Origin of the sequence: Paraglaciecola sp. (assembly GCF_039964565.1) — a bacterium.
GTDB lineage: Bacteria > Pseudomonadota > Gammaproteobacteria > Enterobacterales > Alteromonadaceae > Paraglaciecola.
Genome location: NZ_JBDVXF010000032.1, coordinates 249125 through 274139, shown reverse-complemented (window position 1 = coordinate 274139; position 25015 = coordinate 249125). Strand labels below are relative to the sequence as shown.

27 protein-coding genes are annotated in these 25015 nt (G+C 39.8%); 12 read left to right on the top strand and 15 right to left on the bottom strand.

Features of this window, described 5'->3' with window-relative positions:
• Nucleotides 1-3: 3 nt before the first annotated feature.
• Together ribF and murJ are read right to left on the bottom strand one after the other, a co-directional pair.
• Complete coding sequence (ribF, locus tag ABJK37_RS15995; protein ID WP_348356065.1) at nucleotides 4-930, bottom strand: bifunctional riboflavin kinase/FAD synthetase; 927 nt, start codon at nucleotides 928-930, stop codon at nucleotides 4-6.
• 130 nt (nucleotides 931-1060) lie between these two features.
• A complete protein-coding gene (gene murJ, locus ABJK37_RS15990) occupies nucleotides 1061-2632 on the bottom strand; it encodes a murein biosynthesis integral membrane protein MurJ (protein ID WP_348356063.1) in 1572 nt (523 codons plus the stop codon).
• 252 nt (nucleotides 2633-2884) lie between these two features.
• Between murJ and rpsT the strand changes: the two genes are divergently transcribed.
• Nucleotides 2885-3148 (top strand): 30S ribosomal protein S20, encoded by a 264-nt coding sequence (rpsT, locus tag ABJK37_RS15985; protein WP_215929454.1) that lies wholly within the window; start codon nucleotides 2885-2887, stop codon nucleotides 3146-3148.
• 60 nt (nucleotides 3149-3208) lie between these two features.
• Here the strand turns inward: rpsT and ABJK37_RS15980 are convergent, their stop codons facing one another.
• The 3 genes from ABJK37_RS15980 to ABJK37_RS15970 are packed head-to-tail and all read right to left on the bottom strand — an operon-like array spanning nucleotide 3209 to nucleotide 4766.
• Nucleotides 3209-3655, bottom strand: coding sequence for a flavodoxin domain-containing protein (locus ABJK37_RS15980; RefSeq protein ID WP_348356061.1), 447 nt, complete (start codon nucleotides 3653-3655; stop codon nucleotides 3209-3211).
• Nucleotides 3656-3694: 39 nt separating this feature from the next.
• A complete protein-coding gene (truC, locus tag ABJK37_RS15975) occupies nucleotides 3695-4441 on the bottom strand; it encodes a tRNA pseudouridine(65) synthase TruC (RefSeq protein ID WP_348356059.1) in 747 nt (248 codons plus the stop codon).
• A gap of 1 nt (nucleotide 4442) precedes the next feature.
• Nucleotides 4443-4766, bottom strand: coding sequence for a YqcC family protein (locus ABJK37_RS15970; protein ID WP_348356056.1), 324 nt, complete (start codon nucleotides 4764-4766; stop codon nucleotides 4443-4445).
• Nucleotides 4767-4845: 79 nt separating this feature from the next.
• On the opposite strand from ABJK37_RS15970, the gene ABJK37_RS15965 reads away from it, so the two are divergent.
• Together ABJK37_RS15965 and ABJK37_RS15960 are read left to right on the top strand one after the other, a co-directional pair.
• Nucleotides 4846-5871 (top strand): DUF3549 family protein, encoded by a 1026-nt coding sequence (locus tag ABJK37_RS15965; protein WP_348356053.1) that lies wholly within the window; start codon nucleotides 4846-4848, stop codon nucleotides 5869-5871.
• On the top strand, nucleotides 5868-6173 hold the full coding sequence (locus ABJK37_RS15960; protein ID WP_215929449.1) for a DUF3301 domain-containing protein: 306 nt from the start codon (nucleotides 5868-5870) through the stop codon (nucleotides 6171-6173). The genes ABJK37_RS15965 and ABJK37_RS15960 overlap by 4 nt, the downstream gene beginning before the upstream one ends.
• 757 nt (nucleotides 6174-6930) lie before the next feature.
• Here the strand turns inward: ABJK37_RS15960 and ABJK37_RS15955 are convergent.
• Together ABJK37_RS15955 and ABJK37_RS15950 are read right to left on the bottom strand one after the other, a co-directional pair.
• Nucleotides 6931-7578 (bottom strand): GNAT family N-acetyltransferase, encoded by a 648-nt coding sequence (locus tag ABJK37_RS15955; RefSeq protein WP_348356111.1) that lies wholly within the window; start codon nucleotides 7576-7578, stop codon nucleotides 6931-6933.
• A 165-nt stretch (nucleotides 7579-7743) separates the two neighbouring features.
• A complete protein-coding gene (locus ABJK37_RS15950; RefSeq protein ID WP_348356049.1) occupies nucleotides 7744-8112 on the bottom strand; it encodes a DUF3192 domain-containing protein in 369 nt (122 codons plus the stop codon).
• A 182-nt stretch (nucleotides 8113-8294) separates the two neighbouring features.
• Between ABJK37_RS15950 and ABJK37_RS15945 the strand changes: the two genes are divergently transcribed.
• Nucleotides 8295-8585, top strand: coding sequence for a hypothetical protein (locus ABJK37_RS15945; protein ID WP_348356047.1), 291 nt, complete (start codon nucleotides 8295-8297; stop codon nucleotides 8583-8585).
• On the opposite strand, the gene syd is transcribed toward ABJK37_RS15945, so the two are convergent.
• Nucleotides 8582-9139 (bottom strand): SecY-interacting protein, encoded by a 558-nt coding sequence (gene syd / locus ABJK37_RS15940; protein ID WP_348356044.1) that lies wholly within the window; start codon nucleotides 9137-9139, stop codon nucleotides 8582-8584. The genes ABJK37_RS15945 and syd overlap by 4 nt on opposite strands.
• 149 nt (nucleotides 9140-9288) lie before the next feature.
• On the opposite strand from syd, the gene queF reads away from it, so the two are divergent.
• The 5 genes from queF to ABJK37_RS15915 all read left to right on the top strand — a co-directional run bounded on the left by queF (nucleotide 9289) and on the right by ABJK37_RS15915 (nucleotide 14197).
• Nucleotides 9289-10128: an NADPH-dependent 7-cyano-7-deazaguanine reductase QueF gene (gene queF, locus ABJK37_RS15935; RefSeq protein ID WP_348356041.1), complete on the top strand. Its 840-nt coding sequence runs from the start codon at nucleotides 9289-9291 to the stop codon at nucleotides 10126-10128.
• Nucleotides 10129-10170: 42 nt separating this feature from the next.
• Nucleotides 10171-11529, top strand: coding sequence for a nucleotide 5'-monophosphate nucleosidase PpnN (gene ppnN / locus ABJK37_RS15930; RefSeq protein ID WP_348356038.1), 1359 nt, complete (start codon nucleotides 10171-10173; stop codon nucleotides 11527-11529).
• A 109-nt stretch (nucleotides 11530-11638) separates the two neighbouring features.
• Nucleotides 11639-12013, top strand: coding sequence for a DUF3192 domain-containing protein (locus ABJK37_RS15925; RefSeq protein ID WP_348356035.1), 375 nt, complete (start codon nucleotides 11639-11641; stop codon nucleotides 12011-12013).
• Nucleotides 12014-12024: 11 nt separating this feature from the next.
• Nucleotides 12025-13776 carry an HDOD domain-containing protein gene (locus tag ABJK37_RS15920; protein ID WP_348356032.1) on the top strand — a complete coding sequence of 584 codons (1752 nt, stop codon included), beginning with the start codon at nucleotides 12025-12027 and terminating at the stop codon, nucleotides 13774-13776.
• Nucleotides 13777-13894: 118 nt separating this feature from the next.
• Nucleotides 13895-14197, top strand: a complete 303-nt coding sequence (locus ABJK37_RS15915; RefSeq protein WP_348356029.1) for a helix-hairpin-helix domain-containing protein — start codon at nucleotides 13895-13897, stop codon at nucleotides 14195-14197.
• A 52-nt stretch (nucleotides 14198-14249) separates the two neighbouring features.
• Here ABJK37_RS15915 and galU read toward each other — a convergent pair whose 3' ends face one another.
• Nucleotides 14250-15143 (bottom strand): UTP--glucose-1-phosphate uridylyltransferase GalU, encoded by an 894-nt coding sequence (gene galU / locus ABJK37_RS15910; RefSeq protein WP_348356026.1) that lies wholly within the window; start codon nucleotides 15141-15143, stop codon nucleotides 14250-14252.
• Nucleotide 15144: 1 nt separating this feature from the next.
• Nucleotides 15145-16485 (bottom strand): UDP-glucose/GDP-mannose dehydrogenase family protein, encoded by a 1341-nt coding sequence (locus ABJK37_RS15905; RefSeq protein ID WP_348356023.1) that lies wholly within the window; start codon nucleotides 16483-16485, stop codon nucleotides 15145-15147.
• A gap of 501 nt (nucleotides 16486-16986) precedes the next feature.
• Here ABJK37_RS15905 and ABJK37_RS15900 point away from each other — a divergent pair.
• The 3 genes from ABJK37_RS15900 (at nucleotide 16987) to galE (ending at nucleotide 19894) form a co-directional block, all read left to right on the top strand.
• Nucleotides 16987-18489, top strand: a complete 1503-nt coding sequence (locus ABJK37_RS15900; RefSeq protein ID WP_348356020.1) for a peptide MFS transporter — start codon at nucleotides 16987-16989, stop codon at nucleotides 18487-18489.
• Between the two features lie 86 nt (nucleotides 18490-18575).
• The gene (locus ABJK37_RS15895) at nucleotides 18576-18875 is read left to right on the top strand and encodes a DUF6170 family protein (RefSeq protein WP_348356018.1); all 300 of its coding nucleotides are present in this window, start codon (nucleotides 18576-18578) and stop codon (nucleotides 18873-18875) included.
• A gap of 2 nt (nucleotides 18876-18877) precedes the next feature.
• The gene (gene galE / locus ABJK37_RS15890; RefSeq protein ID WP_348356015.1) at nucleotides 18878-19894 is read left to right on the top strand and encodes a UDP-glucose 4-epimerase GalE; all 1017 of its coding nucleotides are present in this window, start codon (nucleotides 18878-18880) and stop codon (nucleotides 19892-19894) included.
• A gap of 79 nt (nucleotides 19895-19973) precedes the next feature.
• On the opposite strand, the gene ABJK37_RS15885 is transcribed toward galE, so the two are convergent.
• From ABJK37_RS15885 to ABJK37_RS15865, 5 genes are read right to left on the bottom strand one after another with little or no spacing between them, the layout of a single operon-like run.
• Entirely contained in the window at nucleotides 19974-20735 is a 762-nt protein-coding gene (locus tag ABJK37_RS15885; RefSeq protein ID WP_348356109.1) for a VacJ family lipoprotein, read from the bottom strand.
• Complete coding sequence (gene ccmI / locus ABJK37_RS15880) at nucleotides 20735-21994, bottom strand: c-type cytochrome biogenesis protein CcmI (protein ID WP_348356012.1); 1260 nt, start codon at nucleotides 21992-21994, stop codon at nucleotides 20735-20737. Before ccmI ends, ABJK37_RS15885 begins: the two co-directional genes overlap by 1 nt.
• Nucleotides 21991-22443 carry a cytochrome c-type biogenesis protein gene (locus tag ABJK37_RS15875; RefSeq protein WP_348356009.1) on the bottom strand — a complete coding sequence of 151 codons (453 nt, stop codon included), beginning with the start codon at nucleotides 22441-22443 and terminating at the stop codon, nucleotides 21991-21993. Before ABJK37_RS15875 ends, ccmI begins: the two co-directional genes overlap by 4 nt.
• Nucleotides 22440-23012, bottom strand: coding sequence for a redoxin family protein (locus ABJK37_RS15870; protein WP_348356007.1), 573 nt, complete (start codon nucleotides 23010-23012; stop codon nucleotides 22440-22442). The genes ABJK37_RS15875 and ABJK37_RS15870 overlap by 4 nt, the downstream gene beginning before the upstream one ends.
• Nucleotides 23009-25015 (bottom strand): heme lyase CcmF/NrfE family subunit, encoded by a 2007-nt coding sequence (locus tag ABJK37_RS15865; protein WP_348356004.1) that lies wholly within the window; start codon nucleotides 25013-25015, stop codon nucleotides 23009-23011. The genes ABJK37_RS15870 and ABJK37_RS15865 overlap by 4 nt, the downstream gene beginning before the upstream one ends.

The following is a 25015-nucleotide window of genomic DNA, read 5'->3' as shown; positions in this document are numbered from 1 at the left end:
ATGTTAAGACACCCCTAATAGTTTTTTAGCTATTAGTGCATCTTGTTGAATTTGTTTATGAAGTAATTCAAAGGAATCAAACTTCATTTCTTCTCTTATTTTGGTTACTAATGCCACACTGATAAATTGGCTGTATAAATCACCGCTAAAATCAAAAAGGTGGACTTCTAATTGCGAACGCTGCCCGTTTACGGTTGGCCTGTGGCCAATATTTGCGACACCAGAATACACCTTATCCGCCACTGTGACTTTTACCGCAAATACGCCATTTACTGGGGCCTTACAGCGTTTTAATAAAACGTTAGCTGTAGGAAAGCCTATGGTTCGTCCTCTTTTGTCACCGTGTAGTACTTTTCCAGCTATGGTAAAAGGCCTTCCTAACATCTGTTCTGCTAGGGTAAAATTATCATCGCTGATAGCCTCTCGAATAGCCGTTGAGCTTATTCTGCATTGAGCCAATCGAAAACTTTGGGTGCTGACCACATCAAAGTGGCATTTTTCCCCTTCGGTCACCAAAGTGGCAAAATCCCCTACTCGGCCTTTGCCAAATCGAAAATCATCACCGACCACTAAATACTTAACACCAAGTTGATTGACGAGTAGCCCCTCAACAAAATCAGTGGCACTGAAGTTGGCAAAGTGTCGGTCGAATTTGACACACAACAGCCGATCCACACCTAAGGTTTGTAATTGTCTATATTTGTCGCGAAGTAGACTCAATCTTGCTGGCGCTAGTTGTGGTGTAAATAGTTCTTCAGGTTGTGGTTCAAACACCATAACCGTCGAGGGCAAGCCCAATTCTTTCGCTTTTTCGACAACCTGAGTTAAGACGGCTTGGTGACCTAAATGCACCCCATCAAATTTACCAATAGTTAGTACACAGCCACTGTGTTTATCACGAATATTATGTAGGCCACGTATTAGTTCCACTTTACTCTCTTTACAAACCTTAAATGGCCCGCTAAAAATCAATCAAAGGCGCGGATTATAACTGACTCTAGAATGATTAAAAGCAGTAACCTAGTGAAAAGTCAATTTAAATAGTTTTGTCCCATCGATATTAATTGTTGGTGACTTTAGTAGACAAAAATGAACGAGTTCTGACTCCCATCGCAAGTAGGCTAACAGCTAGCACTGCGGCCCCTGATAAAATAATTTTCGCGAGATGATAAATTTTATCTAATAACGTAAAGTCAACCCAACTAACGATCGTAGGACTCATTGCGTGAATGGCTATCCCCATTAACACACTGGCAAGGATTATCTTAACGAGTAACAACATTGTTTGCCTTGATACTTGGTATACACCCCGCTTATGTAACGCGACGTATAATAAAGTTGCATTCATTAATGCCGAAAGCGAAGTCGCCATCGCCAAACCAACATAATCGAAAGGCCAAACTAGGATCAGATTAAACACCATATTGGCAATCATGCACCAGATGCCAAATTTTACAGGTGTTTTTGTATCTTGTTTTGAGTAAAAACCTGGCGCTAACACTTTGACTAACATAAAACTTAATAAACCAAAGGAGTATGCCATTAAACTATATGAAGCAAATCTCGCTGTCTGAGGCGTAAATTCTCCACGGCCAAAAATGGTCAGTAACATGGGTTCGGCCAACATAAATAAACCTGTTGCCGCAGGGATCCCTAATACACACACCATTTTTACTGCCCAATCAATGTTGTCACTAAACGCTTGGTCATCTTTAGAAACATGATTTCTAGACAGTGTAGGTAAAATAACAGTCGCAATAGCAATACCAAACAACCCCAATGGAAACTCTAATAGCCGGTCAGAATAGTACAGCCAAGAAATCGCACCCGTTCCCAAGAAACTGGCGATGACGGTATCAAACAACAGATTAAGTTGACCTACAGACACACCAAAAAGAGCGGGAATAATAAGGGTGCGGACTTTAACAATATCAGGATCGGACCAGCCCCATTTGGGTTTCACTAACAACCCAGCTCGATGTAAAAAAGGTAACAAAAACAATAATTGCAACAATCCCCCTAAAAACACGCCCCATGCTAATGCAAAAGCAGGCTCTTCAAATTGCGGTGCTAAATAAATGGCACAACTTATAATTGCGACATTTAACAGCACAGGAGTAAAGGCAGCGACAGCAAATTTATTTAGGGTATTGAGAATGGCTCCCGCCAAACCGGTTAAAGACACAAATAACAAATATGGAAACGTAATTTTTAACATCACCGAGGCAAGCTCAAATTTCGCCCCCTCTGATTGATCATTTAAATACTCAACAAACCATCCCATCCCAAACAGCGCAGCCAAAATTGGTGAACCTATGACCCCAACGATAGTCACCAAAGTAACGATTACTCCTAAGGTACCGCTGACTTTTGCAATAAATTGTTTAAGGTGTTGTTCATTATTCTCATGGTGTACGTCAGCTAAAACCGGAATGAACGCTTGTGCAAACGCCCCCTCAGCAAATAACCGTCTTAGAAAGTTAGGAATTTTGTTGGCAAAGAAAAACACATCAGCGTTTGCGCCAGCTCCCATTAAATTGGCAATCACTGCATCTCTGACTAGACCCAAGATACGTGAAATAAAGGTCATAGCACTGACTATCATACCTGATTTAAATAACTTTCCTGACACCCAGTTCTTCCTAACTAACAAAAAGTGTATTATGCGCGAAGAGCAGACTAAGAGTCTATTGATTCAAGTGGACGAAGCAATATTAGAAGTGTTTTAAACTTTTAAGGAAGACTACGGAGCGAATCAAGTAAATAAATGCCAAAAGAATCAGCTTTTTGACTATAAATTCCTCAAAACCGATTGACATAGTGCGACTTGATCCGCATAATCCGCACCCTTGAATTTTGACTAGAATTTTTTGGGAGTTCCAACTTGGCTAACATCAAGTCTGCTAAGAAACGTGCTATACAAGCGGAAAAGCGTCGCCAACATAACGCTAGCCGTCGCTCTATGACACGTACATCTTTGAAAAAAGTACTTTCTGCTATCGCCTCTGGTGATAAAGAAGCTGCTCAAGCTGCATTCTCTGCGGCAACACCTATACTTGACCGTATGGCAACTAAAGGTTTGATACATAAAAATAAGGCTGCTCGTCATAAGAGCCGTCTTGCAGCGCAAATTAAAGCTTTAGCTTAATTTTGTTCTGATTAAAAAAAAGCGCCGATGGCGCTTTTTTTATATCTGAAATAGCAACATTTACTTCAGTTCAGACAACAACTTCTCTATCCAACCAACAACTTCCACTTCTGGCTCAAGGGTTTCACAGGCATCCACTTCAAGAAGATCAGTAATTGGCTTACCTTGCAACTCACTCAACAGTTCGAAGATTTGACGCCCTGCTCCGCAATAGGTTTCTCCATAACTACTATCCCCCAATCCTGCAACCGCAAAAGGTTTCTGTTCCAACAATGGAAATTGATCACGCAAATCTTGTATAAAAAATTCTAAATTGGGCGGTATATCACCTTGACCAGTCGTAGAACTAATAAATAACAAGGACGAAGCGTTTTTGAAATCATCTAAGGTTGGATCAATAAACACGTCTGAAAACAACCCGTGTTTATTCAATAATGTATGAACTTCCTCTGCCACATGTTGTGCATTTCCATATACCGATCCTACAAAAATCCCAATTTTGCTCATTCTATAAATCCTAATCAAGTGAAGTCATGATTTACATAACTACAAGTTATTTAAAGTGTCTAATTGTGGATGACTAATTTGCCATTTTTCTAATAAATCGAAAATATTTCGATCTAATTCGCAGTTTAAAACAAGACTCTGTTGTGTAACTGGATGGGTTAAACGCATAGATTTGCAGGTCAAAGCCAGCTGCCTAAAATTAAATTGTTGACGCATAAACGAATTATGTTTGCCGTCACCGTGAGCGGTATCACCTACAATAGGATGATTGATATGGGCTAAATGCCTTCTAAGTTGATGTTTACGCCCAGTTGTAGGAGTAAGCTGCACCAACGAATATCTTGCCGTAGCATACCTACTTACGGCAAAGGGTAACTCAAACTTGTGGAGTCGATTAAAAAGCGTAACAGCATCTTTAGCTGGCTTATCTTGTTTAGCCATTTTATCTGCTATTTTATCGAGCTTTTCTTTGAGCCCGTAATCAATTATCCCTTGCTCGATAATATGCCCGCGAACAACAGCTAAGTAGACTTTGTGGATTAATTGCGAAGCAAACTGCTCACTTAGTTTTCTAGCAATATCGGCAGACAATGCGAAAACCAATACACCAGAAGTTGGCCTGTCTAACCTATGCACCGGAAATACGTGCTGGCCAATTTGATCTCGCAATAACTGCACTGCAAACTGAGTTTCATGTTTATCAAGCATACTGCGATGTACCAACAACCCAGCCGGTTTATTAATAGCAACTATATATTCGTCTTGATAAATAATTGAAAGCAACATGTTATTGGTCCGAAAAAACTAGATCAATTTGTTTAATGACTTCAATCACTCCAGAACGATTCTTCGAAGTACTAAGCCCTTGTTCCGCCATAGGAAGAAGGTTTACATTCTCAGGCAAAATACTTTTTGAGTTAAGTAATTCGGACATTTTTGGTATAAAAATAAACTGTAACCATTGTTCAAATGACAACATATCTACAGAAAAAGGTAACTTACTTTCTAAGTCTTCGTCTGGGGGGGTAGAATATGACCACATCTTTGCGTCACGCAAACTTTGCTCTAATTTACGTAGCAGAATTTCGACTTCTATATGACTTCGTGGCATGATCAACAGTCTATACCTTTGGAAATAACCAACAAATTTATTTTCTAACCGATTAATCTTTAATAAGTTTTATAATAACATGAGTCATATCAATACTATCAGCGAATTTTTGCTACAAGCTGGTACAGACTATCGCGTTTTCGACATGGCCCGAGGGATCAGGTCGCTAGCTTCCCAAACCTTCTTAGAAATAGAAAATGCCAGCGTACCAGCCCCCTACCCTAGACAACAACACACGTGGTTTGGCATTTTGTTTTTTAATAAACATGTGAGCGAAGAGCGCTATATTTGGTTTGTCAAATTACCACTAGATGAACAAGGCCTGGTCATTACAGCTGCCAGAAAACAATTTCTACAGATTGTAGTCGAAGCTCTGGGGCAAACATTAGATAAACAAAAAAATTCCAATAACCAATTACCTGACAACCCCTTTACATTTATTCCTAACCAGCAACAGCTAGCAGACTTTAATAGTATTGCTAAAGTAGAACTGGATATTCCGTTATCACAGCACCTGCATTTAGTTGAACAATATATATCACATCCAAATGAAAACGACTGGCGTACAGTTTCTATGCAGGGAATTGCCGACTTTACTGCCTCATTACCGCACGGTGGATATCAAAATTTACTAATAAGTCAATTTTTGAAGCTAGCACCAGAAATGCAATATGCGTTGTGTACATCATTAGAAAACCATGCCACCCCAAATAATATCACTCGATTGTTGATCGATTGGTATCAACAAAACCCGCAAGATGAGAAAAGGTTACACAGTGTTCTTCGAGGGTTAGCTCAAAGCCAAGCTAACACAGACATTGTTTCGATGCTTGCCTTGATACTAAATTCTGAAAACAGACAATCTAGTGCAACCCTTATGTTGATTGCAGCTAGACACTGGCAATATATAACTGAGCCGTCAATCCTCAGTCCTTATATTCAGCAATTAGCTGATTGCCAAGATGATATATTTGTAGGATTATTTTCGGATCTAGTACAAATACCCAAAATAAGGGACGCTATGTTAGGCATTTTACGCTGGCCAGACAAGAGTCCACAACTCACTCGGGCCGTGGGCCAACTATTTGGTCAAAATACACCATGAATTTATATGATTTAATTTTGCTTATTGGGATACTTTTATTGGTCGCCATGTTTTGGCGTTTTAGAGCGATATCAGAAGCACTCAAAGAACAATTGGATGCTTACTGTGAAAGACAACAATTACAGCTCATTAGTGTAGCAAGAGTAAAAACGCGGATTGGAAGTTATAGAGGCAAACTTGATTTTCTAAGCGATTATGCCTTTGAGTTTTCTGGAAATGGAGAGGACAGTTATCAAGGTCATGTAAAAATGGTTGGTCTTAAAGTACTAAACATCGACACACCTGCATATCGAGTTGAATAAGACCAATATGGGGACCACATGATATAAATAACAATGCGGTACAAATGAAAAAGGCGTGACCTGAGAAATTTTCAAGCCACGCCCTTAAAGAATTTTGAGGGTCCCTCTCTGCTGTCCGTTGCAAAATCTATCCTGAAAATATCCTTATTACGCCTTTTCCCTCTAATCTCAATCATCCCGATGAGCCACTCTCCCTGAGTGTGTCCTTTATCCCTTTCAACCCATTAATCCAAATGGGGCACCATCCCGGTGTGTCCTAGTTCCCTAAACTTGCAGTTCCTTTAAAAGTCTCACTTCAATGTGAATCCGATTCCCTTTCTTTGTCATCCAAACAAAGTCTCGTCCTGAGCTCCCATCCATAATCTCGTATCCGTTACGAGAAGCGATCCATTGCTTTCCATTCCTTAAGCTTTACTTTCCTTGTAAAGCACTCTTCCTGAGTTCCCATCCTTCTAATACAACAGCCTTGTGCTATTTCTTCAACCTTGAAGATGTCCAAGCTCTTCCTTGATGTCATCCTGACTCGTCGTGTTTCCTTGTGACGGGTATAAAGATAGAGTAATTGAGAAAGTTTGCGAGGTAGTAAAAAAAGAAAATAAAACAAATTTAAAAGAATACTTCTACTGTAAGAATTTTATTCCTATAAAACAAAGACTTAAAAAACATGTAGGTATAAGATAAGAATGAATTGGCGTTTTCACCTACGTCTTTGTACGAAATCTCTTACAACAAGAAAGGGAAAAGCTTACAGGTCAGTTTATTGGGCGGTTCGAGGCCTGAACATTAAATGTCCTTTAATGCTACCTATCTCTAATTCTTCGACCAAACTGTATTGACCGTCTTCGAAAAAAGATAAACATTTAGGTAAAGTCACATACATACCAATCCCCTGACTATTAGGATCTTCAAGCATTAACCCTTCTATCGCACTCATTAAAACATGGCCTAAACCGTGATGTTGCAAATCAGGGTGTACACCTATTAGTGATAACATATGAAAGTAATCAGCTGGCACCCTTTCACGTACTTTGGTTTCTTTATCAACCATTTGTTTGGTACCTAAATATCCTGCGGTCAAAAGCATTTTTAAGCGCCAATGCCAAAACCTATTAGGTCCTAAATCTGCATCAGGGCTAACTAAACAAGCTACGGCAACCAGTCTATCATCATCAAATAAACCGATCATTGGTTGCTTTGCTTGCCAAAACGCGTTCAGTTCCTCACGAATAGCAGAACGGAGGCGCGACTCATACCCTTCTTTTTCATATTGAAATATATCGACAAATAACGGGTCATCATGATACGCAAGGTACAATATTGAAGCGGCAATTTTTAGGTCTTCAGCTGCTAAGTAAACAGCCTTTACCTTGTCTAGGTCTGTAATTTGTTCTTCTTGCAATTCCATCATGATCCGCACCTATTGTTTTTAAGAATACTCTACCCTATGGATGCAAACTTGTTAATACTTTGTTGCAAATCAACTAATTAATTTTTAGCAACACGCTTCTCGACGGATTCAAGATCTATATTTTGGAGGTTGCCCGCCGGACTGACCAGCGAGCCGCAATGACTAATGACTGACTTCATTGAAGGCAGTTTCCCCCCAGCCGACTAACTCGCCATTTTTGAACACTAGCGGAGTGCATTCATCTTTTGTAGTGACTCCGTCACCGCTTATACGTTGAGTGCGGTAATATAAAACCTGGTAAGTTTGCTTATCTTTTGTATAAAACTCATTAAAGTCTGCGATCCCCATTCTATTGAGAACGTCATCATAACTTTCATCTAGCTGTAGTCTTGAAATGTACTTACGGTTTTTCTGTTCGGTATCTTGCCAATCAGAATGATGGCCATATTTTCCATCACCATCTACAGAAATAACGCAGCCACTTAATCCTAGTGATAATCCAAACACTGCAAGCATTGCAAACTTGTTCATTGAGAACTCCTTAATGTTTTTGTTTTAGAGGCGACTAAAATAGTCAATTTGGCAAGAAGTATTCAAATTTAAGGCCAATACGCTAACCATATGTTTTATATAAACATATGGTGATAAAATAAATAAGCAGCTAAAATAGCGTTAGCGTTTTAGGCATAATATTAGGGGTTTTGACCAAGTAAATGAGTAATATAGAATATATCGTCAACCTATGTTTCGACATATCAGAGCAAGGAAAAACGCCTTCCGTAGCCTTAATAAAAAATATGTCTCAGCGCACTCTGGCGATCCCAGAAGTCATTAAAGGTTTACAAAATTGGAAATCTAGCGCAAGCAACCGCCCTATTACCAAAAATAAGCAAGTACTTACCGAAACTAAAACCGAGCAAACATTGCAGCAACGTGTCACAAAACTAGAAGCTCAAATAGCGATAATAATGCAACAACTAGCCAATATGTCAGATAAAAATTAATCTTGGGAAAATGACGGTTGTAAGGATTGGATAAAAACCGCCAAACTAGGCGCAACCACCTCTTTAGGCTCCAGTCCTACTTGTTCAAGCATGACTTCACCACTACTATTATTTACAGTAAGAATAAAATCATCTTCGTCTGTTAATGCAACAAAGAGAGTTTCTGGTTGCTTCAACCTTCTTTTCATTAAAATATGACCAATCAAATTTTGCTGTAATCGTTCAAAATCATCTGGATTCCAAGGTTGTAATAGTTGCAGGTATCCCTTGTCTGTTTTGGCGTTTAAATTATCACTCCAGTATGCCGAATAGTAACTGATAACATCTTGGTGAATCTTCATCTCTAATGCAGTTTCTAAGTCACTAAAGTTACTGTCCCCTGAGCGTTTTATCGGCTGCCAGTTAACTTTATCCCCTGTATTGCCTGATTGGTTATAACACTCCGAGGGCCAATCGCTGTCATATTCAACGCGCAACATCTCTGGGTTTTGTTTAGCTACGTCCTTATACTTTTGCACAAACTCATCCAATGCCACTATTATTTTTTTACTCATTAACATTCTCTATCTATCACACTATTTATTGACCTAATTTAACATCATTTATCAACATCAATTGTAAAAAATGATATCTCAAGGTTTTGAGCGACCGAGTCATAGGGTAGACTGGCTGAAATAGCCTGTTCCAATAATTAAGAGTTGACGTGAGTAACAAAATTGATAAACACACTGCGCTTGCCGGACTAAGTTTAGGAAAAGCGACAGAATACCGAGAAATATACGCCCCAGATTTACTGCAAGCAGTACCAAGAAGTATCAACAGGGATGAGCTAAATTTAGGCGCAAGTTTGCCATTTTCGGGGGCCGACAGATGGAATGGTTACGAGTTATCTTGGTTAAATGCTAAAGGCAAACCAGAAGTCGCCATCTTGCGCTGTGAAGTACCAGCTACATCACCAAACTTAATCGAATCGAAATCATTTAAACTCTATTTGAATAGCTTTAATCAAAGTCATTTTGACTCTATTACTTCGGTTCGTGAAACGATATCCAAAGATCTATCGCAATGCGCAGGGGAAAAGGTCAATGTGTTGTTATTCAAAGCAGCTGAATTCTCACAAATGCAAATTGAAAGTTTTGATGCCGTATCAATCGATGATTTAGATATTGAAGTGCACGGTTATCAACTTGATTCATCAAACTTAACTGCAAAAGGTCAACTTGTTTCAGAAACTCTGAGTAGTGATTTACTTAAATCGAATTGCCTAATTACCAATCAACCTGATTGGGGAAGTGTGTGTATTCGTTATCAAGGTCCACAGATAAATCACGAAGGATTATTACGATATCTGATCTCATTCAGACAACACAACGAATTTCATGAACAATGTGTTGAACGTATATTTTGTGACATCATGTCCCATTGTAAGCCCCAAAAACTAAGTGTGTACGCTAGATATACGCGACGTGGAGGTCTTGATATCAATCCGTTTAGAAGTAACTTTGAAAATATTTACCCCGAGGCTAGACTTGCTAGACAGTAGTACTCAACACATTCAAAAACAACATAATAAAATCAGGTGATTATGCAGAAAATTCAACTTAATCCGCTAGGTTCTATGAGTCAATTATCGCAGCTAGAAGTGAATTTGCTTAGTGAATCAAATGACAGCGACTTGTATAGATTATTCCGTAATTGCTGTTTAGCTGTTTTATATAGCGGTGCTGAGATAGACAATAGCGACGACATATTTGCTCCTCATAAAGACTTTGAAGTCAATTTAATTATCCGCGAAAGAGGGGTAAAGGTAGAGTTAGTTAATCCACCTGCACACGCCTTTGTAGATGAGGTATTGATAAAAGGCGTGCATGAGCACATATTTTCTGTATTGCGTGACCTATTACATATGGGAGCAAAATACTCTGCTCAGTCTCTACAGGTAACACCCGACTCCGCTTACATTACCCATAGCGTATTTGATATGTTACGGCATGCTCAAACAATTAAAAACACAGCTGAGTTAAATATGGTTGTATGTTGGGGCGGACACTCGATTGGTACCACCGAATATCAATACACCAAAGAAGTGGGTTACCAACTAGGTTTACGAAACCTTAATATATGCACTGGTTGTGGGCCAGGAGCGATGAAAGGTCCAATGAAAGGGGCGACTATCGGCCACGCAAAACAGCGATATAGACAAGGCCGCTACTTAGGTTTAACAGAGCCTGGGATCATTGCAGCCGAGCCCCCAAATGCTATTGTAAATGAACTTGTGATTATGCCTGATATTGAAAAACGCTTAGAAGCCTTTATTCGCCTATCTCATGGCATAGTGATTTTCCCGGGAGGTGCTGGAACCGCTGAAGAGTTGCTGTATCTAATTGGAATAATGTTAGATGAACAAAACCAACAACAGGTATTGCCTATCGTGCTCACTGGGCCGCAAGAGAGTAAAGCTTATTTTGAATCAATCGATGAATTTATTGGCAAAACACTAGGATCCGAAGCTCAAAATTTATATGAAATAGTAGTCGGTGATGCCGAAAAAGTAGCGCAAATAATAAAGCAGAATCAAAACTCAGTTAGAGACTATCGAAGACAAACTGGCGATTCTTATGACTTTAATTGGTCGCTTAAAATTGCTTCTGAATTTCAAAGACCTTTTATTCCTTCTCACAACAATATGGCTGAACTAAAGTTAAATTTTGATCAGCCTAAAACTGAACTTGCAGCGACATTGCGCCAAGTATTTTCAGGAATAGTAGCCGGCAATGTTAAGTCTGAAGGAGTTGCCTTAATTAAAGAGTGTGGCCCATTTCAACTAAAAGGAGATCCCAAATTAATGGAATTGATGGATAGCTTACTAGAGTCTTTTGTTGAGCAACACAGGATGAAACTGCCCGGAAGTCAATATATTCCTTGTTATCAAATAACTGAGTAATTAAAACTAGCGGCTATTACGCTAGTTTAACTAAAATTTACGTTCAACTCACTGCAATCATGCAAGTAATTTTATATGATAACATTGGACCAATGTTAGAAAGAAACACATGAATAAAAAAGTAGTTAAAAGAATAGTTATTGGTGTTGGTATGTACGCTGTTTTTGCTATTGCTGTTATCACACTGTATCCAGATACTCCGCAAAACATGGATTGGGAAGATCGTCAGGAATACAATAAAATTCAAATTTCTAAACTTGAATTGGGTGTACAGAAAAAACAAATACTTGAATTATTAGGAAGTCCAGACATTACAGAAGCCAAGAGAGACGATAGCAAGGAGCTGCAAGTAATGTTTTATCGTACACACCATAGAAAAGCAGATGGGATCACCACAGAAGACGAATGCACCGCACTGCTTTTTGAAAATAATGTACTCATCGCATGGGGCGACAGTGCCTATCAATCTTTTGTCGATGGGTAAGAGAACCTCAAATGCCAGAAAAATTAGTCAAGCAACACTATATTGCTCTGGTAAAACTTCTTAAAAATTATCGCACTGGTCCATTAGACACAACTTTACTCAACGCTACGCAGCTCTTTTGTAAAAACCTCTATGCTGCAGCAAAAGCACATCCTGACCTCATTTTTGCGCAACCACAATTATACAAACTACAATTGCCTCTTGTCGTTAACCTTTCTTTCAATTCAGCAGTATTAACCTGCTTAATGGCGGTTAGAAACAAGTTTGCGCCGTCAGTTACACTACAATTAATGTGTGGCTCCGTCAGCATCTACGGATTAGAACAATCATCTATCGAAGAACATTATCGAATGGACCACAGTGCCACAAACGCAAGCACACCAAAAATCGGATTACAAAACACAACGTTTATTCAGCTATTAACAACCAATCAGCAGCAGTTATGGTTATCTAGTTATCGACTCTGCCCACATGTCCATTCAAGTCATTACTCTTGGCGCAGCGTGAATAGTCTGTCATTAGCGTTAGTTTATATAGCCAACAAATTAGCGATATTGTGCATGCCTAAACCACATGGAAAATTACTTAGTTTCCCTAAGGCAATCAAACACTTAAGTTTTATTTGTTGTCAAAAATGGTATACTTTAATTGTCCCACTACTAGCATACCCTTGCCTGATACCAGTAGGTAGTTATGTTCGCTTACAAGATGGTTCTTTACATATAGTTTTATCTATATGTATTGACGGGATAGTCACTAAACCTTTAGCAAACAAATCGACTAAGGAATTGGATTCAGCGAAGGCAGGCATTCAATTCACAGCAACACAGCAAATAGCCAAAGTTTATCCATGCCAGCAACTCAAAAGGTTCACTCAACTTAACCTCTGGTGGGGCACTGAGTTGGAGCAGTGGTTATTTCACAATAAAGATAATACTCAAAAAGCAGCGTTTGATTTAATACGACCGTTTCAGCATGCACCTGCATCTTTATTGGTCATTCAAGATCAGCTCAATCACGTAGATTCTGATATTACGCTGATTATAAAAGCCATTGAGAAAGACCCCACTTATGCCCAACAACTGCAAGCTGCTGCTTCTTTGATTAATAGGCAAAAGCAGACTGTGCAGAACACGCAGCATGGGTTAGCAATGCTAGGTTTTGAACGAACCAACAGTTTATTATTAGAGTTTTCGCTATTATCTCGACTGAACCAACAATACTTTCCACTACAACCAGCACTGTTAACCTTTAGTGAGATTTTTATAAATATCGTCTCTAAACTCGCATCAAACACAAAAATAACCACGCCCGAATTAGCTCGCACCACAGCATATTTTTTAATTTCTAGGTTATTCACACTCCCGAATTTTCGTACCTTAAACCACTGGGAGAGATCAGTGGCCCCTAAATTTAGCTTGGCGAGTCTGGTTAACGTAAAAGCAACAGAAGACCTCAAAAATAGCGGTTATTTGTTAGCCAAATCATGGCAGCAAAACGAATCGATGCTGAAGGTTTTAGTGAATTATGATCTAGTATTGAACGGTGGTACCAACAACCCAGTCAACAACCAAGATTGCTACCTGCTTGGGATCGGTTTAATTCTAGCCCAAAACTATTACTTCAATGACGCACGTCAATGTGAAGAGACTAATCGTTACCTTAAAAACGGATTGAGTGAAATAGGTCTAAACCAAGCAAAAGTATCAAACATCATGTCAGAGGTAGCATCTAGTTCGCATGCTTTTTGCCATTTTGACTGAATAGTCTTCATAAATTTCACAACCACTTCAGTTGTTTGCTTTACGAAATAGACAGTTCCTACTATGTTTATTGTGATGTATATGCATCAACATGGAATCAACTATAAGGATTTAATTTATGAAAAAACTCATCTTTGTATTATTACTTTCCAGTGTATTTCTGACTACTTCGACTAATTTGGTATTTGCTGACTCCGCAGACAGTAAAATGAGTCAAAAACAAATGACACAGGTCGATTTGAATACGGCAACGTTAGAGCAACTTGTAACATTGCCAGGTGTGGGTAAGAAAAAGGCCGCAGCCATTATCGAATACCGAACAAAAAAAGGTAAATTTAAATCTGTAGACGAATTGGTAAACGTAAAAGGTGTAGGTAAAAAAATGCTTGAGAAGTTAAAAGGGCAAATAAAAGTAAAATAATTCTAAATCAAAAATTTAGGCCGCTCAATAAGTTATATGAGCGGCCTGTTTATTAAAGTTTCAAGCCTGATAAAAAAGACTTAAATTCCTGCCCCAATTCTGGATGACGCAACGCATATTCTACATTAGCGGTCATATAACCTAATTTACTGCCACAGTCGTGACTTCTACCCTTCATATAGTAAGCATCGACTTGCTCGGTTTTCATCAAGGTGCTAATGGCATCTGTTAACTGAACCTCGTCGCCTGCTCCTGGTGGTGTGTATTCCAGCATGTCCCAAATTTTACCAGACAATACATAACGACCCACAACGGCTAAATCAGACGGTGCATCTTCTAATGCTGGTTTTTCTACCATATCGTGTATTTTCCCCGACTCACCCTGTTTTAATTCCAAGCCTTCCAAGTCGACTATGCCATATTTGCTCACATCTTCTTGTGGAACTTGCTCAACCATTATCTGACTGACTCGGTTAGTATTAAACTTCGCCACCATATCGGCCAAATTATCTTTTTTCAGGTTGCAAGAGTATTCATCGATAATCACGTCAGGAAGCACCACTGCAAATGGGGCATCACCTACCATTGGATGTGCACACAACACTGCGTGTCCAAGACCTTTGGCTACACCTTGTCGAACATGCATGATAGTGACATCTTTAGGGCAAATAGCTTGCACCGCCTCTAGCAATTGACGTTTAACCCTTTTCTCTAATGTTGCTTCAAGCTCAAAACTCGTATCAAAATGGTTCTCAATACTGTTTTTACTGGCATGGGTAACCAAGATTATTTCTTTAATCCCAGCCGCAACACACTCTGCCACCACATATTGGATAAGAGGTTTATCCACCACAGGCAACATTTCCTTAGGAATAGCCTTTGTGGCTGGTAGCATTCTGGTACCTAATCCTGCTACTGGTATAACTGCTTTTTTTACTTGACTCATTTTAGTGTTCCTTTACTGATAAACCACGACCAATGGCGTAGTAATGCAATCCATATTCCATCATGAGAGTAGGCTCAAATAAATTACGCCCGTCAAACAACAATGGCATAGATAACTTTTGTTTAATTAACTGAAAATCTGGTGCTCTAAATGCTTGCCATTCGGTGCATATCACTAAAAAGTCAGCGCCTTCTAACGCCGCTTCTTTGGTGCCCATAAGAGCCAAGTCATCACGACTACCATAGATTCGTTGAGTCTCTTCCATCGCCTCAGGATCAAAAGCTTTCACACTTGCCCCTGCAGCCCATAACTTTTCCATTAACACTCGACTAGACGCCTCGCGCATATCGTCCGTATTAGGCTTAAATGATAGTCCCCAAAGTGCAACAGTTTTGCCTCGCAACTCGCCAGAAAAATGACGGGAAATATACTCAAACAACTTTTCTTTTTGTGCGTAGTTAACTTCTTCTACCGCTTCTAATACCCTAGCAGTATAACCTGCTCCTTTTGCACTACGAGCTAGCGCTTGCACATCTTTGGGGAAACACGAACCACCATACCCACAACCAGGATAAATAAATTGATATCCAATTCGTGGATCTGAGCCTATTCCGCGACGCACATTTTCAATATCAGCTCCAAATACTTCTGCAAGGTTCGACATTTCATTCATAAAACTGATTTTGGTAGCCAACATACAGTTAGCCGCATATTTAGTCAGTTCAGCGCTGCGAATGTCCATCACTATAATTTTATCGTGATTACGATTAAAAGGAGAATATAACTCTCGGAGTTTCTTTTCTGCCGTTTCGCTGTCGGTACCTAAAATGATGCGGTCAGGACGCATGCAGTCGTTTACTGCAGCTCCTTCTTTTAGAAATTCAGGATTAGACACCACATCATAAGTCACAGATTTACCGGAATCAGACAAGGTATTCGCAATTTTTGCCTTAACCTTATCCGCTGTGCCAACTGGTACAGTTGATTTGTTTATGACCACTTTGTGGGACGTCATATGGGTCGCAATGGTTTCAGCCACAGCCAATACGTACTTTAAGTCTGCTGAGCCGTCTTCATCAGGAGGGGTGCCAACTGCAATAAAAATCACTTCTCCGTGTTCTACACCACGCGCCGCATCAGTCGTAAAATCGACTCGACCTGCTGCATAGTTGGACTGAACTAAAGGTGTCAGTCCAGGTTCATAAATAGGAATATGCCCTTCTTTTAAGCGGTCAACTTTATTTTGATCAACATCGATGCACACCACATCATGACCCACTTCAGCCATAACAGCTGCTTGTACTAAGCCTACATAACCAATTCCAAATACTGTTACTTTCATTTAACTTAGATCCCTTATCAAATTTTTGGCATTTCTATTTAGATTTACATATTAAAATATAAACAATGAGACCAAAAACACTATCTAAACGCAAGTGTTGGATTAATAAGATCTGCAGTTAATTGATCTGATGAAACCAGAGCTCTTTACATCGTTTTAGCATTGGGTACTCCAAAACCCTCAGCAATCGACTTTATATGCAAATACCCATGCAATAGAGAATGCGTTACAAAAACTAAATTAAAAAATCGGATTAATTACAAAAATAGTTTAATTATCGCGGGTGAATTCGCAGTTTTCTTGAGTTGTTGTGGCGACTCTAGTATAAACAAGGCGTCCAAAACGACAGGCATAGTTAGGTGTTTTCTCAACACGAATTTTAAAATTGATTACAACTATATTGAGAACGCATCGGCTTCAAATATTTTCGGCCTTCAGGGAGGCTGACGCTTGAAGCTTAACCTAACTTGTCAAACACTATAAAAATAAAAGGCAGATTAAATGACAACTGAATCAGTTCAATCAAAAACAAAAGACTTTTTGGGGCATCCCGGAGGTCTGCTGACACTATTTACCACCGAAATGTGGGAGCGCATGAGTTACTACGGTATGCGTGCCATGTTAGTACTTTTTATGACCGCATCTATGCAAGAAGGTGGGTTAGCTATCACCGTTGCTTCGGCTACCGCTATTTATGGTCTGTACACTGGCTCGGTCTATTTAATGGGCTTGCCTGGCGGTTGGATGGCAGACCGTTTGATAGGTGGACAAAAAGCCGTATGGTATGGCGGTATAATCATAATGTGTGGCCATATAGTGTTAGCCATTCCGGATGACACCACCTTTTTTATCGGTTTAATTTTAGTGGTTTTGGGAACAGGATTACTCAAACCGAATATTGGCGCTATGGTTGGTCAGTTATATTCTAGCGAAGACAAAAGACGAGATAGTGGTTACACGCTTTATTACTTAGGTATCAATTTAGGCTCTTTAATTGGCTACACTGTATGTGGTTATTTACGCCTCAATATGGGCTGGCACTGGGCATTTGGTGCAGCCGCAGTTGGTATGGGGATTGGCTTAATTACCTATAAAATGACCCTTGACAAATTAAACGGTGCCGGCGCAGAGCCCACAGTAAAGTTGTCACCTAAAGCAACAAAAATCAGTTGGTCGGTCATCGGTGCATTTTTACTGACTATTGTCGCTGTTACGTACATGTTAATGAACAATATGATGACTTTTAATGCGGTAGTAGTGGCAGAGAAATTCGCAATTATTGCGACACTGTTATTTTTAGTGTACTTCGCAGCGGTGTTTTTTCTTGGAAACAATACGCCCGATGAAAAGCGTCAATTAGGGGCATTATTTTTAGTCTGTGTGGCCTCTATATTTTTCTGGACAGGCTTTGAACAAGCTGGCTCCTCTTTAAATTTATTCGGACAAAACTATACTGATAGAATTATTGGAACATTTGAAATTCCCCCTGAATGGTTACAATCAGCCAACTCTACTTTTATTATTATTTTGTCACCTTTCTTTGCAGCTATGTGGATTAACATGGCTAAAAAAATGATCACTCCTTCTTATGGTCTTAAATGTGCCATTGGTTTGGTTATTATGGCAACAGGTTTTCTTGTGATGTTTTTTGCCGCACAAGTAGCTGCCACAGGGTTAAAAGTTGCGCCGTATTGGCTCATTGCGACCTACTTTTTACACACTGTAGGTGAGTTATGTCTAAGCCCAGTTGCTTTGTCCGCGGTAAGTAAATTATCACCTAAGCGTTTTGCAGGGCAAATGATGGGCGTGTTTGTACTGACTTACTCCATAGGTAACGTAATTGCAGGCTTATTAGCGGGTAACTTTGATCCAAACAAAGTAGAAGACATGCCTAATTTGTACCTTCAAATCAGTCTATTTACCATCGCAATCGGTATTGTCATTTTCCTATTAACGTTTAAAACTAAGAAATGGGAAAAACTGGCAGATAAAGCAAGCAATTAAGGTAAACTAATCATTAAGATCTAATGCCTAACTCAATCCGTGGACTGAGTTGGGCTAGTTAACCTCAACCGCAGGTCATTCTTAATATGAAGTTGTATTTTTCTACTAAAAACATTCCACAACTACAACATTTACCTCTCACCGAAAGATTGGCAGCAATTCAAATAGCCCAAAGCAAACTAATTGGGCCTGAAAAGTTATTACTCAATATTTTAAAAATGTTGGTCGTGATTCCCATATTTGTATTTATAATTCAAATGGCAACAAACTGGATGGCAATAGTTTGGGCATTGTTAGTAACCTTGCTTTATCCTTTGCTAGTCAAACCAGTACAATATGGTTTGTGTGCTAAATATATTCCAAAACCTCAAACTCAGGGAGATTAATTATGCAGACCATTTTGGTTACGGGCGGAGCAGGTTACATAGGTAGTCACACTGTTTTGCAACTGCTAGAGGCTGGCAACCAGGTTATAGTGTTGGACAATCTATGTAACTCTTCTCAGGAATCGTTAAATCGCGTTGAAAAACTAACCGGAAAAAGTACTATTTTTGTTCAAGGTGACATTCGCGATCACACTATTCTAGAGTTACTTTTTTCTAAACATAAAATTGACGCGGTCGTTCATTTTGCAGGATTAAAAGCTGTTGGTGAATCCGTAGAAAAACCACTCAATTATTATAATAACAATGTCTATGGCACTTTAACGTTATGCGAAGCGATGAAAAAATTCGGGGTTAAAAATCTCGTTTTTAGTTCTTCAGCAACGGTTTATGGCGATCCTGTTGAATTGCCCCTTCGTGAAGATATGCCAACAGGTCAACCGACCAATCCGTATGGCATGTCAAAGTTGATGGTTGAATTGGTATTAGGTGATTTGTATAAATCTGACAACGACTGGAATATTGCGCTATTGCGTTACTTTAATCCTGCTGGCGCTCACCCATCTGGACTTATCGGTGAAGATCCCAATGGTATTCCTAATAATTTAACACCTTATATCACTCAAGTAGCCACAGGAAAACGCCAGCAACTTTCAATTTACGGCAATGATTACGACACCCCAGATGGCACTGGTGTTAGAGACTATATACACGTAGAAGATTTGGCCGCTGGCCATTTAAAAGCGTTAGAGAAGCTTTACACTGCTCCAGGCATAGTGACTTATAACCTAGGGACTGGCCAAGGTTATAGTGTGCTGGATATGGTAAAAGAATTCGAAAAACAAAGTGGCAAAGCGATACCTTACCAATTTGTACCTCGCAGAGAAGGTGACGTAGCCTCTTGTTATGCGGATCCCAAAACAGCTAGCGACGCTTTGGGTTGGACAGCCACCAGAGGACTAGCCGAAATGTGCAGAGACTCTTGGAATTGGCAAGCCAATAACCCAGACGGTTATAAATAACGTGTCCATCTAATAAAAAGCCCTGAAAATATTCAGGGCTTTGTGATTCAAACTTTAATAGGTTTAATGTAACCTTTAATTAAAATTCATCCAAAAACGCATCAATGTCGTCTTCTAAGGCTTCTTCCTCTGCAGATTTTTCTATCTTTCCATCTGTCACTTTAAATTCTAGATTTTGGAAATAAGCACTTTTGACGAAAGCATAAGGGTCAGCTGAAGAATCTAATTGTTGTTCTTGTTGAATGACGGATGCTCGGCTTTCCAATGCTTGAATTCCCACTCGCAGAAAACTTAAGTAAAAGTTAAGACCATCAATAGGCGTATAAGAGGAATCAACCACAACCCCCACTAAACTGCGCGGGTCACTCGGTCCTAGAGCAGGTACCATCAAATATGGTCCGGTATTTATCCCCCATTTTCCTAATACTTCACCAAATTCTTCTTCCTCACGATTCAATCCAATTTCACTAGCAACATCAATCAAGCCTAACAAACCTACCGTGGAGTTCAGTAGAAAGCGCCCCAGACTTATAAACGTACCGTCCAGCTTACCCTGCAACAAATTATTCAGGCCGTTAGAGGGCTCTTCTAGATTGTCAGCCATATTTAATAGGCCAGTGCGCGCGATTTGTGGCATATAGTCCACATAAGCCACAGCTGTAGGTCGCAAGATATATTCATCTAAGACCTCATAGTTAAAATCCCACATCGTGCGATTGAATGACTCTAAAGGATCTTTGGGGTCTTCATATTGTTGCGCTTTTTCAGCCGTCGTTTGTTGCGACGCACACCCTCCTAACAACAATCCCGTTACTAAAACTATCACACCTACTTTATTCATCATAATTCTCTATTTATCGTTATGGTTTCTTGGTTCATCTGCTCTGAACTTAGAATCACCAGACCTTCACCTTGGAATTCTCCCACTGATTGAGCAACATTTTCGTCCATAGAGATCCGCGCCACTAACTTAGCCTGTTGTAATTGCGACAAAGTATAGTTTGGCATCATCGCATTAGCATTTGAAAGCTCCACCACAACGGGAAACTCCCCCAACGGCATTTTGACTACAGCAGCAGGCATTCTTACTTTCCCAGTACTTTCTTGTGCAAATACAAATAGGTAGCCTTCTTTTGGCAACTTTTCTTGTAACCCTTCACTGATATTAACGGTTACTAAAACACGAGTTGAATTTGAGCTTTCAGAGGCTGGCTTGGCGTGGTTTTCAAGCTCCGGACTCAACTGCCCAAGCTCTGCCTGTAGTTCCACAATTCGTTGTTTAACCGCCATAAAATTAGGATCAGACTCTGGTATATACGCCACTAAACGTTGCCAGTTTTCAAGGGCTAATGACTTATCGCCTAACTCGGTGGCTGCAATAGCTAACACTCCCATCGCGTTTGTATTGTCTGGCTCTAAAGTCAAAATGTGCAGCAATACATTTTTGGCCTGCAATACTTGCTGTTGTTGTCCCGTCATCAACAATGCTTGCGCATAGCTCGACAGAGTCCCTACATTACTTGGGTCATACTTCAAAGATTTCTCAAACGCTTGAATAGCACTATCGATTCGGTTAATCGCACCTGATACTCGTCCTAGCAACATCCATCCCGTTGCATCTTCTGGGGTATCTAACAATTTGGTTCTCAGGCCCAAAGCAAAGGTTTGTAAATCTTGCAAATTAAGACTCTCGTCACCCTTAATCATGCGCTGCCCAAGTTCGCTAGTTTGCTGCCGCGCGCTCTGCCACTGCTGAATAGGTTGAATTTGATTAGCATATAGATAGGCACCAATACCTACCGACAAACTCATCAGCGCACCAACTACAATTGCAATACTAGTTTTAGTTTCGCGAGTTTCATTGGTATTTAATTCATCTAACAGAGCCAGTTTTAACTCATTTTCTGATTGTTGTCTGTCGCTATCGTTCAATAACCCAAGTTGTTGCTCTGAGTGCAATTCTGCAAGGCGTTGTTTAATTAAGCTCTTATTGGTTAACGTACTGAGTGAATCATTCCCGTTGTTACGTAACCACGGAAAGGCAATAAACATCAGACCAATTAGGACAGACAATCCTGCACCAAGATAAAAAAGGCTCACTGCTCACGCTCCAAAATTGCTTGTGCTTTATCTAACTGTTCTTGACTAATCTCTGGAGCTTGGCGTTTGCGAGAAATGATTATTCCAACCAAAGCAATAAAAATAAACAACACTGGCAACAGCCATAACCAAATAGTCATTGGGTTTACCGGTGGTTGATAGTAGACAAAATCCCCATACCGTTTTTTCATAAAAGCTATCACTTGTTCTTTGTCATAGTCTTGTTGCAGTAACTCGTATACCTTGCGTTTTAGATCCACCGCTATCATGGCATCAGAATCGGCAATGTTTTGGTTTTGACATTTAGGACATCGTAATTCTTTGGTCAATTCTAAAAATAACGCGTTCTTTTCAGCCGAATCAAAATGAAACTTATCTTCTGTACTTAGAACTTGAATAGACAAAAAACCCAAAACTATCATAATTAAACAGCGTTTAAATAGACTCATTGTGCGGTCAACTCTTGATAAACTGGTGCAAATTTTTTATTCCAAACGCGCGCATTAATATCACCAATATGATGAAGACGTATTTTTCCCTGTTGATCAATTAAATAGGTTTCTGGGGCGCCAGTCACACCAAGGTCTAAAGATAAATCTCGCTTTACATCAAAAATATTGAAAGCATAAGGATTACCTAGCTGGCTGAGCTTATCGGTTACTTCCTGTTGTACTCGCGCCACGGTTTTAATTCCAAAATCAGGATCCATGTCTTGATCAAAGTACAAACCTACAATGTGCTTGCCTTCACCCTGTAGTTGTTTCAAATATGGTAATTCTATAGCACAGGTGATACACCAGACACCCCAGACATTGAGCAACGTGACTTCACCAAGAAATACATCTTGGTTATAGGTCTTTTCGATGTCCATCAAATCAGGCAATACAAACTCAGGCATCGGCTGGTCAAGTAAACTAGATTGATGTTCTCTTGGATTAGAAAATAAACCTTGATACAGGAATATAATTAATCCTAAAAACAACGCCAAAGGTATTAAATAAACGGCTATTTTTTTCACGATATTTGCTCCTTTAAAACCGGAGAGGGTGTCTTGTCCACTTGAGGTTTTTTAGCCATTTTTGTCATACGGTAACGCCTATCACTAATAGACAATACGCCACCAAAGGCCATAATAAAGGCGCCTAGCCATATCCAATTAATAAAAGGTTTCACATAGATTCGTACTGACCAATCACCATTTTTAAGCTGTTCGCCCAATGCCACAAATAAATCTCGCGTTAACCCAGAATCGATACCCGCTTCTGTCATGACGTTACGTTGTACTGGGTAAAAACGTTTTTCTGCAGACAACTGTGCAACCTTTTTAGAATTTTGGTACACATCAACATGACCAACATCTGCGGTATAATTAGGCCCGGTGTAGTTTGATACATCCTTGAACACAAATTCATATCCTTGTAACGACACGCTGTCGCCAATTGTCATTCTAAGATTGCGTTCGACGTTATACGCACTCACTAACGCTATACCAATCAGTGTGACCGCAAAGCCCAAGTGTCCAAATACCATACCCCAATGACTAGGAGTGAGCTTTTGCAGACTTTGCAAAATAGTTAATTTACCTGAGACTAGTTGAGGTTGTATACGTTGCTGAATTTCCATAATTGTGGCGACAATAATCCAGAAACTCATCACTAGCCCAAAGGCAGCCATATAACTGCTTTGTTCAAAACTCGCGTTTACTAATATTCCAGCTGAAATACTTAAGGCAAACGCCAACAACAACTGTTTGTATAATGCCTGCGGTGATTGGCTTTTCCAGCGAGTAAGTGGACCAATTCCCATAAATAACACAAAAGGCATGATCAAATAAGTGAACATTTGATTAAAAAATGGCGCCCCAATTGAAATAGATCCCATTCCTAACTCTTTATGTACTAATGGCAACAAAGTACCAAGCAACACCACTAAAGTTGCGGCAGTTAGAAATACATTGTTACCAATTAACAACACTTCTCTCGAAAACAATTGGTATCGACCTGTTGCTTTGAGTTGCGGCGCTCGGTATGCATACAAACCTAAAGAACCGCCTATAATCACCACCAATAAACCAAGAATGAATAATCCTCGGCTAGGATCACTAGCAAATGAATGCACAGAAACTAGTACCCCAGAGCGTACTAAAAATGTCCCTAGCAAACTTAAAGAGAATGCCGAAATGGCTAATAATACAGTCCAAGACTTAAACACTTTACGTTTTTCGGTCACCGCTAAACTATGAATCAAAGCAGTTCCTATGAGCCATGGCATAAAAGAAGCATTTTCTACTGGATCCCAAAACCACCAGCCCCCCCAACCTAGTTCGTAATACGCCCACCAACTACCTAGGGCAACACCAGCAGTTAAAAAAGACCAAGCCGCAATGGTCCAAGGCCTAGACCAACGAGCCCACGTAGAATCTAATTGGCCTGAGATCAGTGCAGCAAGCGCAAACGCAAATGCAACAGAAAACCCAACATATCCCATATACAACATAGGTGGATGAATAATCATCCCAAAATCTTGTAACAAAGGATTTAAGTCTTTGCCATCAATCGGAAAAAACGGCAGTAGTCGATCAAACGGGTTGGAGGTGAGTAACATAAACAAGTAAAAGCCGATGCCCACCATACCTAAAATAGATAACACTCTAGCGACCATTTTGATAGGTATCGCCTTACTAAAAAGAGCTACCGCCACAGTCCACATGGAAAATATCAGCACCCAAAGTAAGAACGACCCTTCATGGCCGCCCCACACAGCTGTAATTTTGTAGTAAAGAGGTAAAGTACTGTTCGAAGTATTGGCGACATAAGTCAAACTAAAATCGTCGCTTATAAAACCATGGGTCAAACACCCGTAAGCAAAAGCAGTAAACACAAACATTCCAATGGCTAAAGGTTTTGCCATTGCCATCATTTTAGTATGATTTTTATAAGCGCCCCACATAGGATAGATAGACAACAATATCCCCATCATAAGTGCTAGTACCAAAGCAAAATTGCCTAATTCAGCTAACAT

Coding starts and splice junctions, on each gene's coding strand:
- ABJK37_RS15980 (WP_348356061.1), bottom strand. CDS start 3,655: ATGAGCAAAATTGGGATTTTTGTAGGATCGGTATATGGAAATGCACAA.
- truC (WP_348356059.1), bottom strand. CDS start 4,441: ATGTTGCTTTCAATTATTTATCAAGACGAATATATAGTTGCTATTAAT.
- ABJK37_RS15970 (WP_348356056.1), bottom strand. CDS start 4,766: ATGCCACGAAGTCATATAGAAGTCGAAATTCTGCTACGTAAATTAGAG.
- ABJK37_RS15965 (WP_348356053.1), top strand. CDS start 4,846: ATGAGTCATATCAATACTATCAGCGAATTTTTGCTACAAGCTGGTACA.
- ABJK37_RS15960 (WP_215929449.1), top strand. CDS start 5,868: ATGAATTTATATGATTTAATTTTGCTTATTGGGATACTTTTATTGGTC.
- ABJK37_RS15955 (WP_348356111.1), bottom strand. CDS start 7,578: ATGGAATTGCAAGAAGAACAAATTACAGACCTAGACAAGGTAAAGGCT.
- ABJK37_RS15950 (WP_348356049.1), bottom strand. CDS start 8,112: ATGAACAAGTTTGCAATGCTTGCAGTGTTTGGATTATCACTAGGATTA.
- ABJK37_RS15945 (WP_348356047.1), top strand. CDS start 8,295: ATGAGTAATATAGAATATATCGTCAACCTATGTTTCGACATATCAGAG.
- syd (WP_348356044.1), bottom strand. CDS start 9,139: ATGAGTAAAAAAATAATAGTGGCATTGGATGAGTTTGTGCAAAAGTAT.
- ppnN (WP_348356038.1), top strand. CDS start 10,171: ATGCAGAAAATTCAACTTAATCCGCTAGGTTCTATGAGTCAATTATCG.
- ABJK37_RS15925 (WP_348356035.1), top strand. CDS start 11,639: ATGAATAAAAAAGTAGTTAAAAGAATAGTTATTGGTGTTGGTATGTAC.
- ABJK37_RS15920 (WP_348356032.1), top strand. CDS start 12,025: ATGCCAGAAAAATTAGTCAAGCAACACTATATTGCTCTGGTAAAACTT.
- ABJK37_RS15915 (WP_348356029.1), top strand. CDS start 13,895: ATGAAAAAACTCATCTTTGTATTATTACTTTCCAGTGTATTTCTGACT.
- galU (WP_348356026.1), bottom strand. CDS start 15,143: ATGAGTCAAGTAAAAAAAGCAGTTATACCAGTAGCAGGATTAGGTACC.
- ABJK37_RS15905 (WP_348356023.1), bottom strand. CDS start 16,485: ATGAAAGTAACAGTATTTGGAATTGGTTATGTAGGCTTAGTACAAGCA.
- ABJK37_RS15900 (WP_348356020.1), top strand. CDS start 16,987: ATGACAACTGAATCAGTTCAATCAAAAACAAAAGACTTTTTGGGGCAT.
- ABJK37_RS15895 (WP_348356018.1), top strand. CDS start 18,576: ATGAAGTTGTATTTTTCTACTAAAAACATTCCACAACTACAACATTTA.
- galE (WP_348356015.1), top strand. CDS start 18,878: ATGCAGACCATTTTGGTTACGGGCGGAGCAGGTTACATAGGTAGTCAC.
- ABJK37_RS15885 (WP_348356109.1), bottom strand. CDS start 20,735: ATGAATAAAGTAGGTGTGATAGTTTTAGTAACGGGATTGTTGTTAGGA.
- ABJK37_RS15875 (WP_348356009.1), bottom strand. CDS start 22,443: ATGAGTCTATTTAAACGCTGTTTAATTATGATAGTTTTGGGTTTTTTG.
- ABJK37_RS15865 (WP_348356004.1), bottom strand. CDS start 25,015: ATGTTAGCTGAATTAGGCAATTTTGCTTTGGTACTAGCACTTATGATG.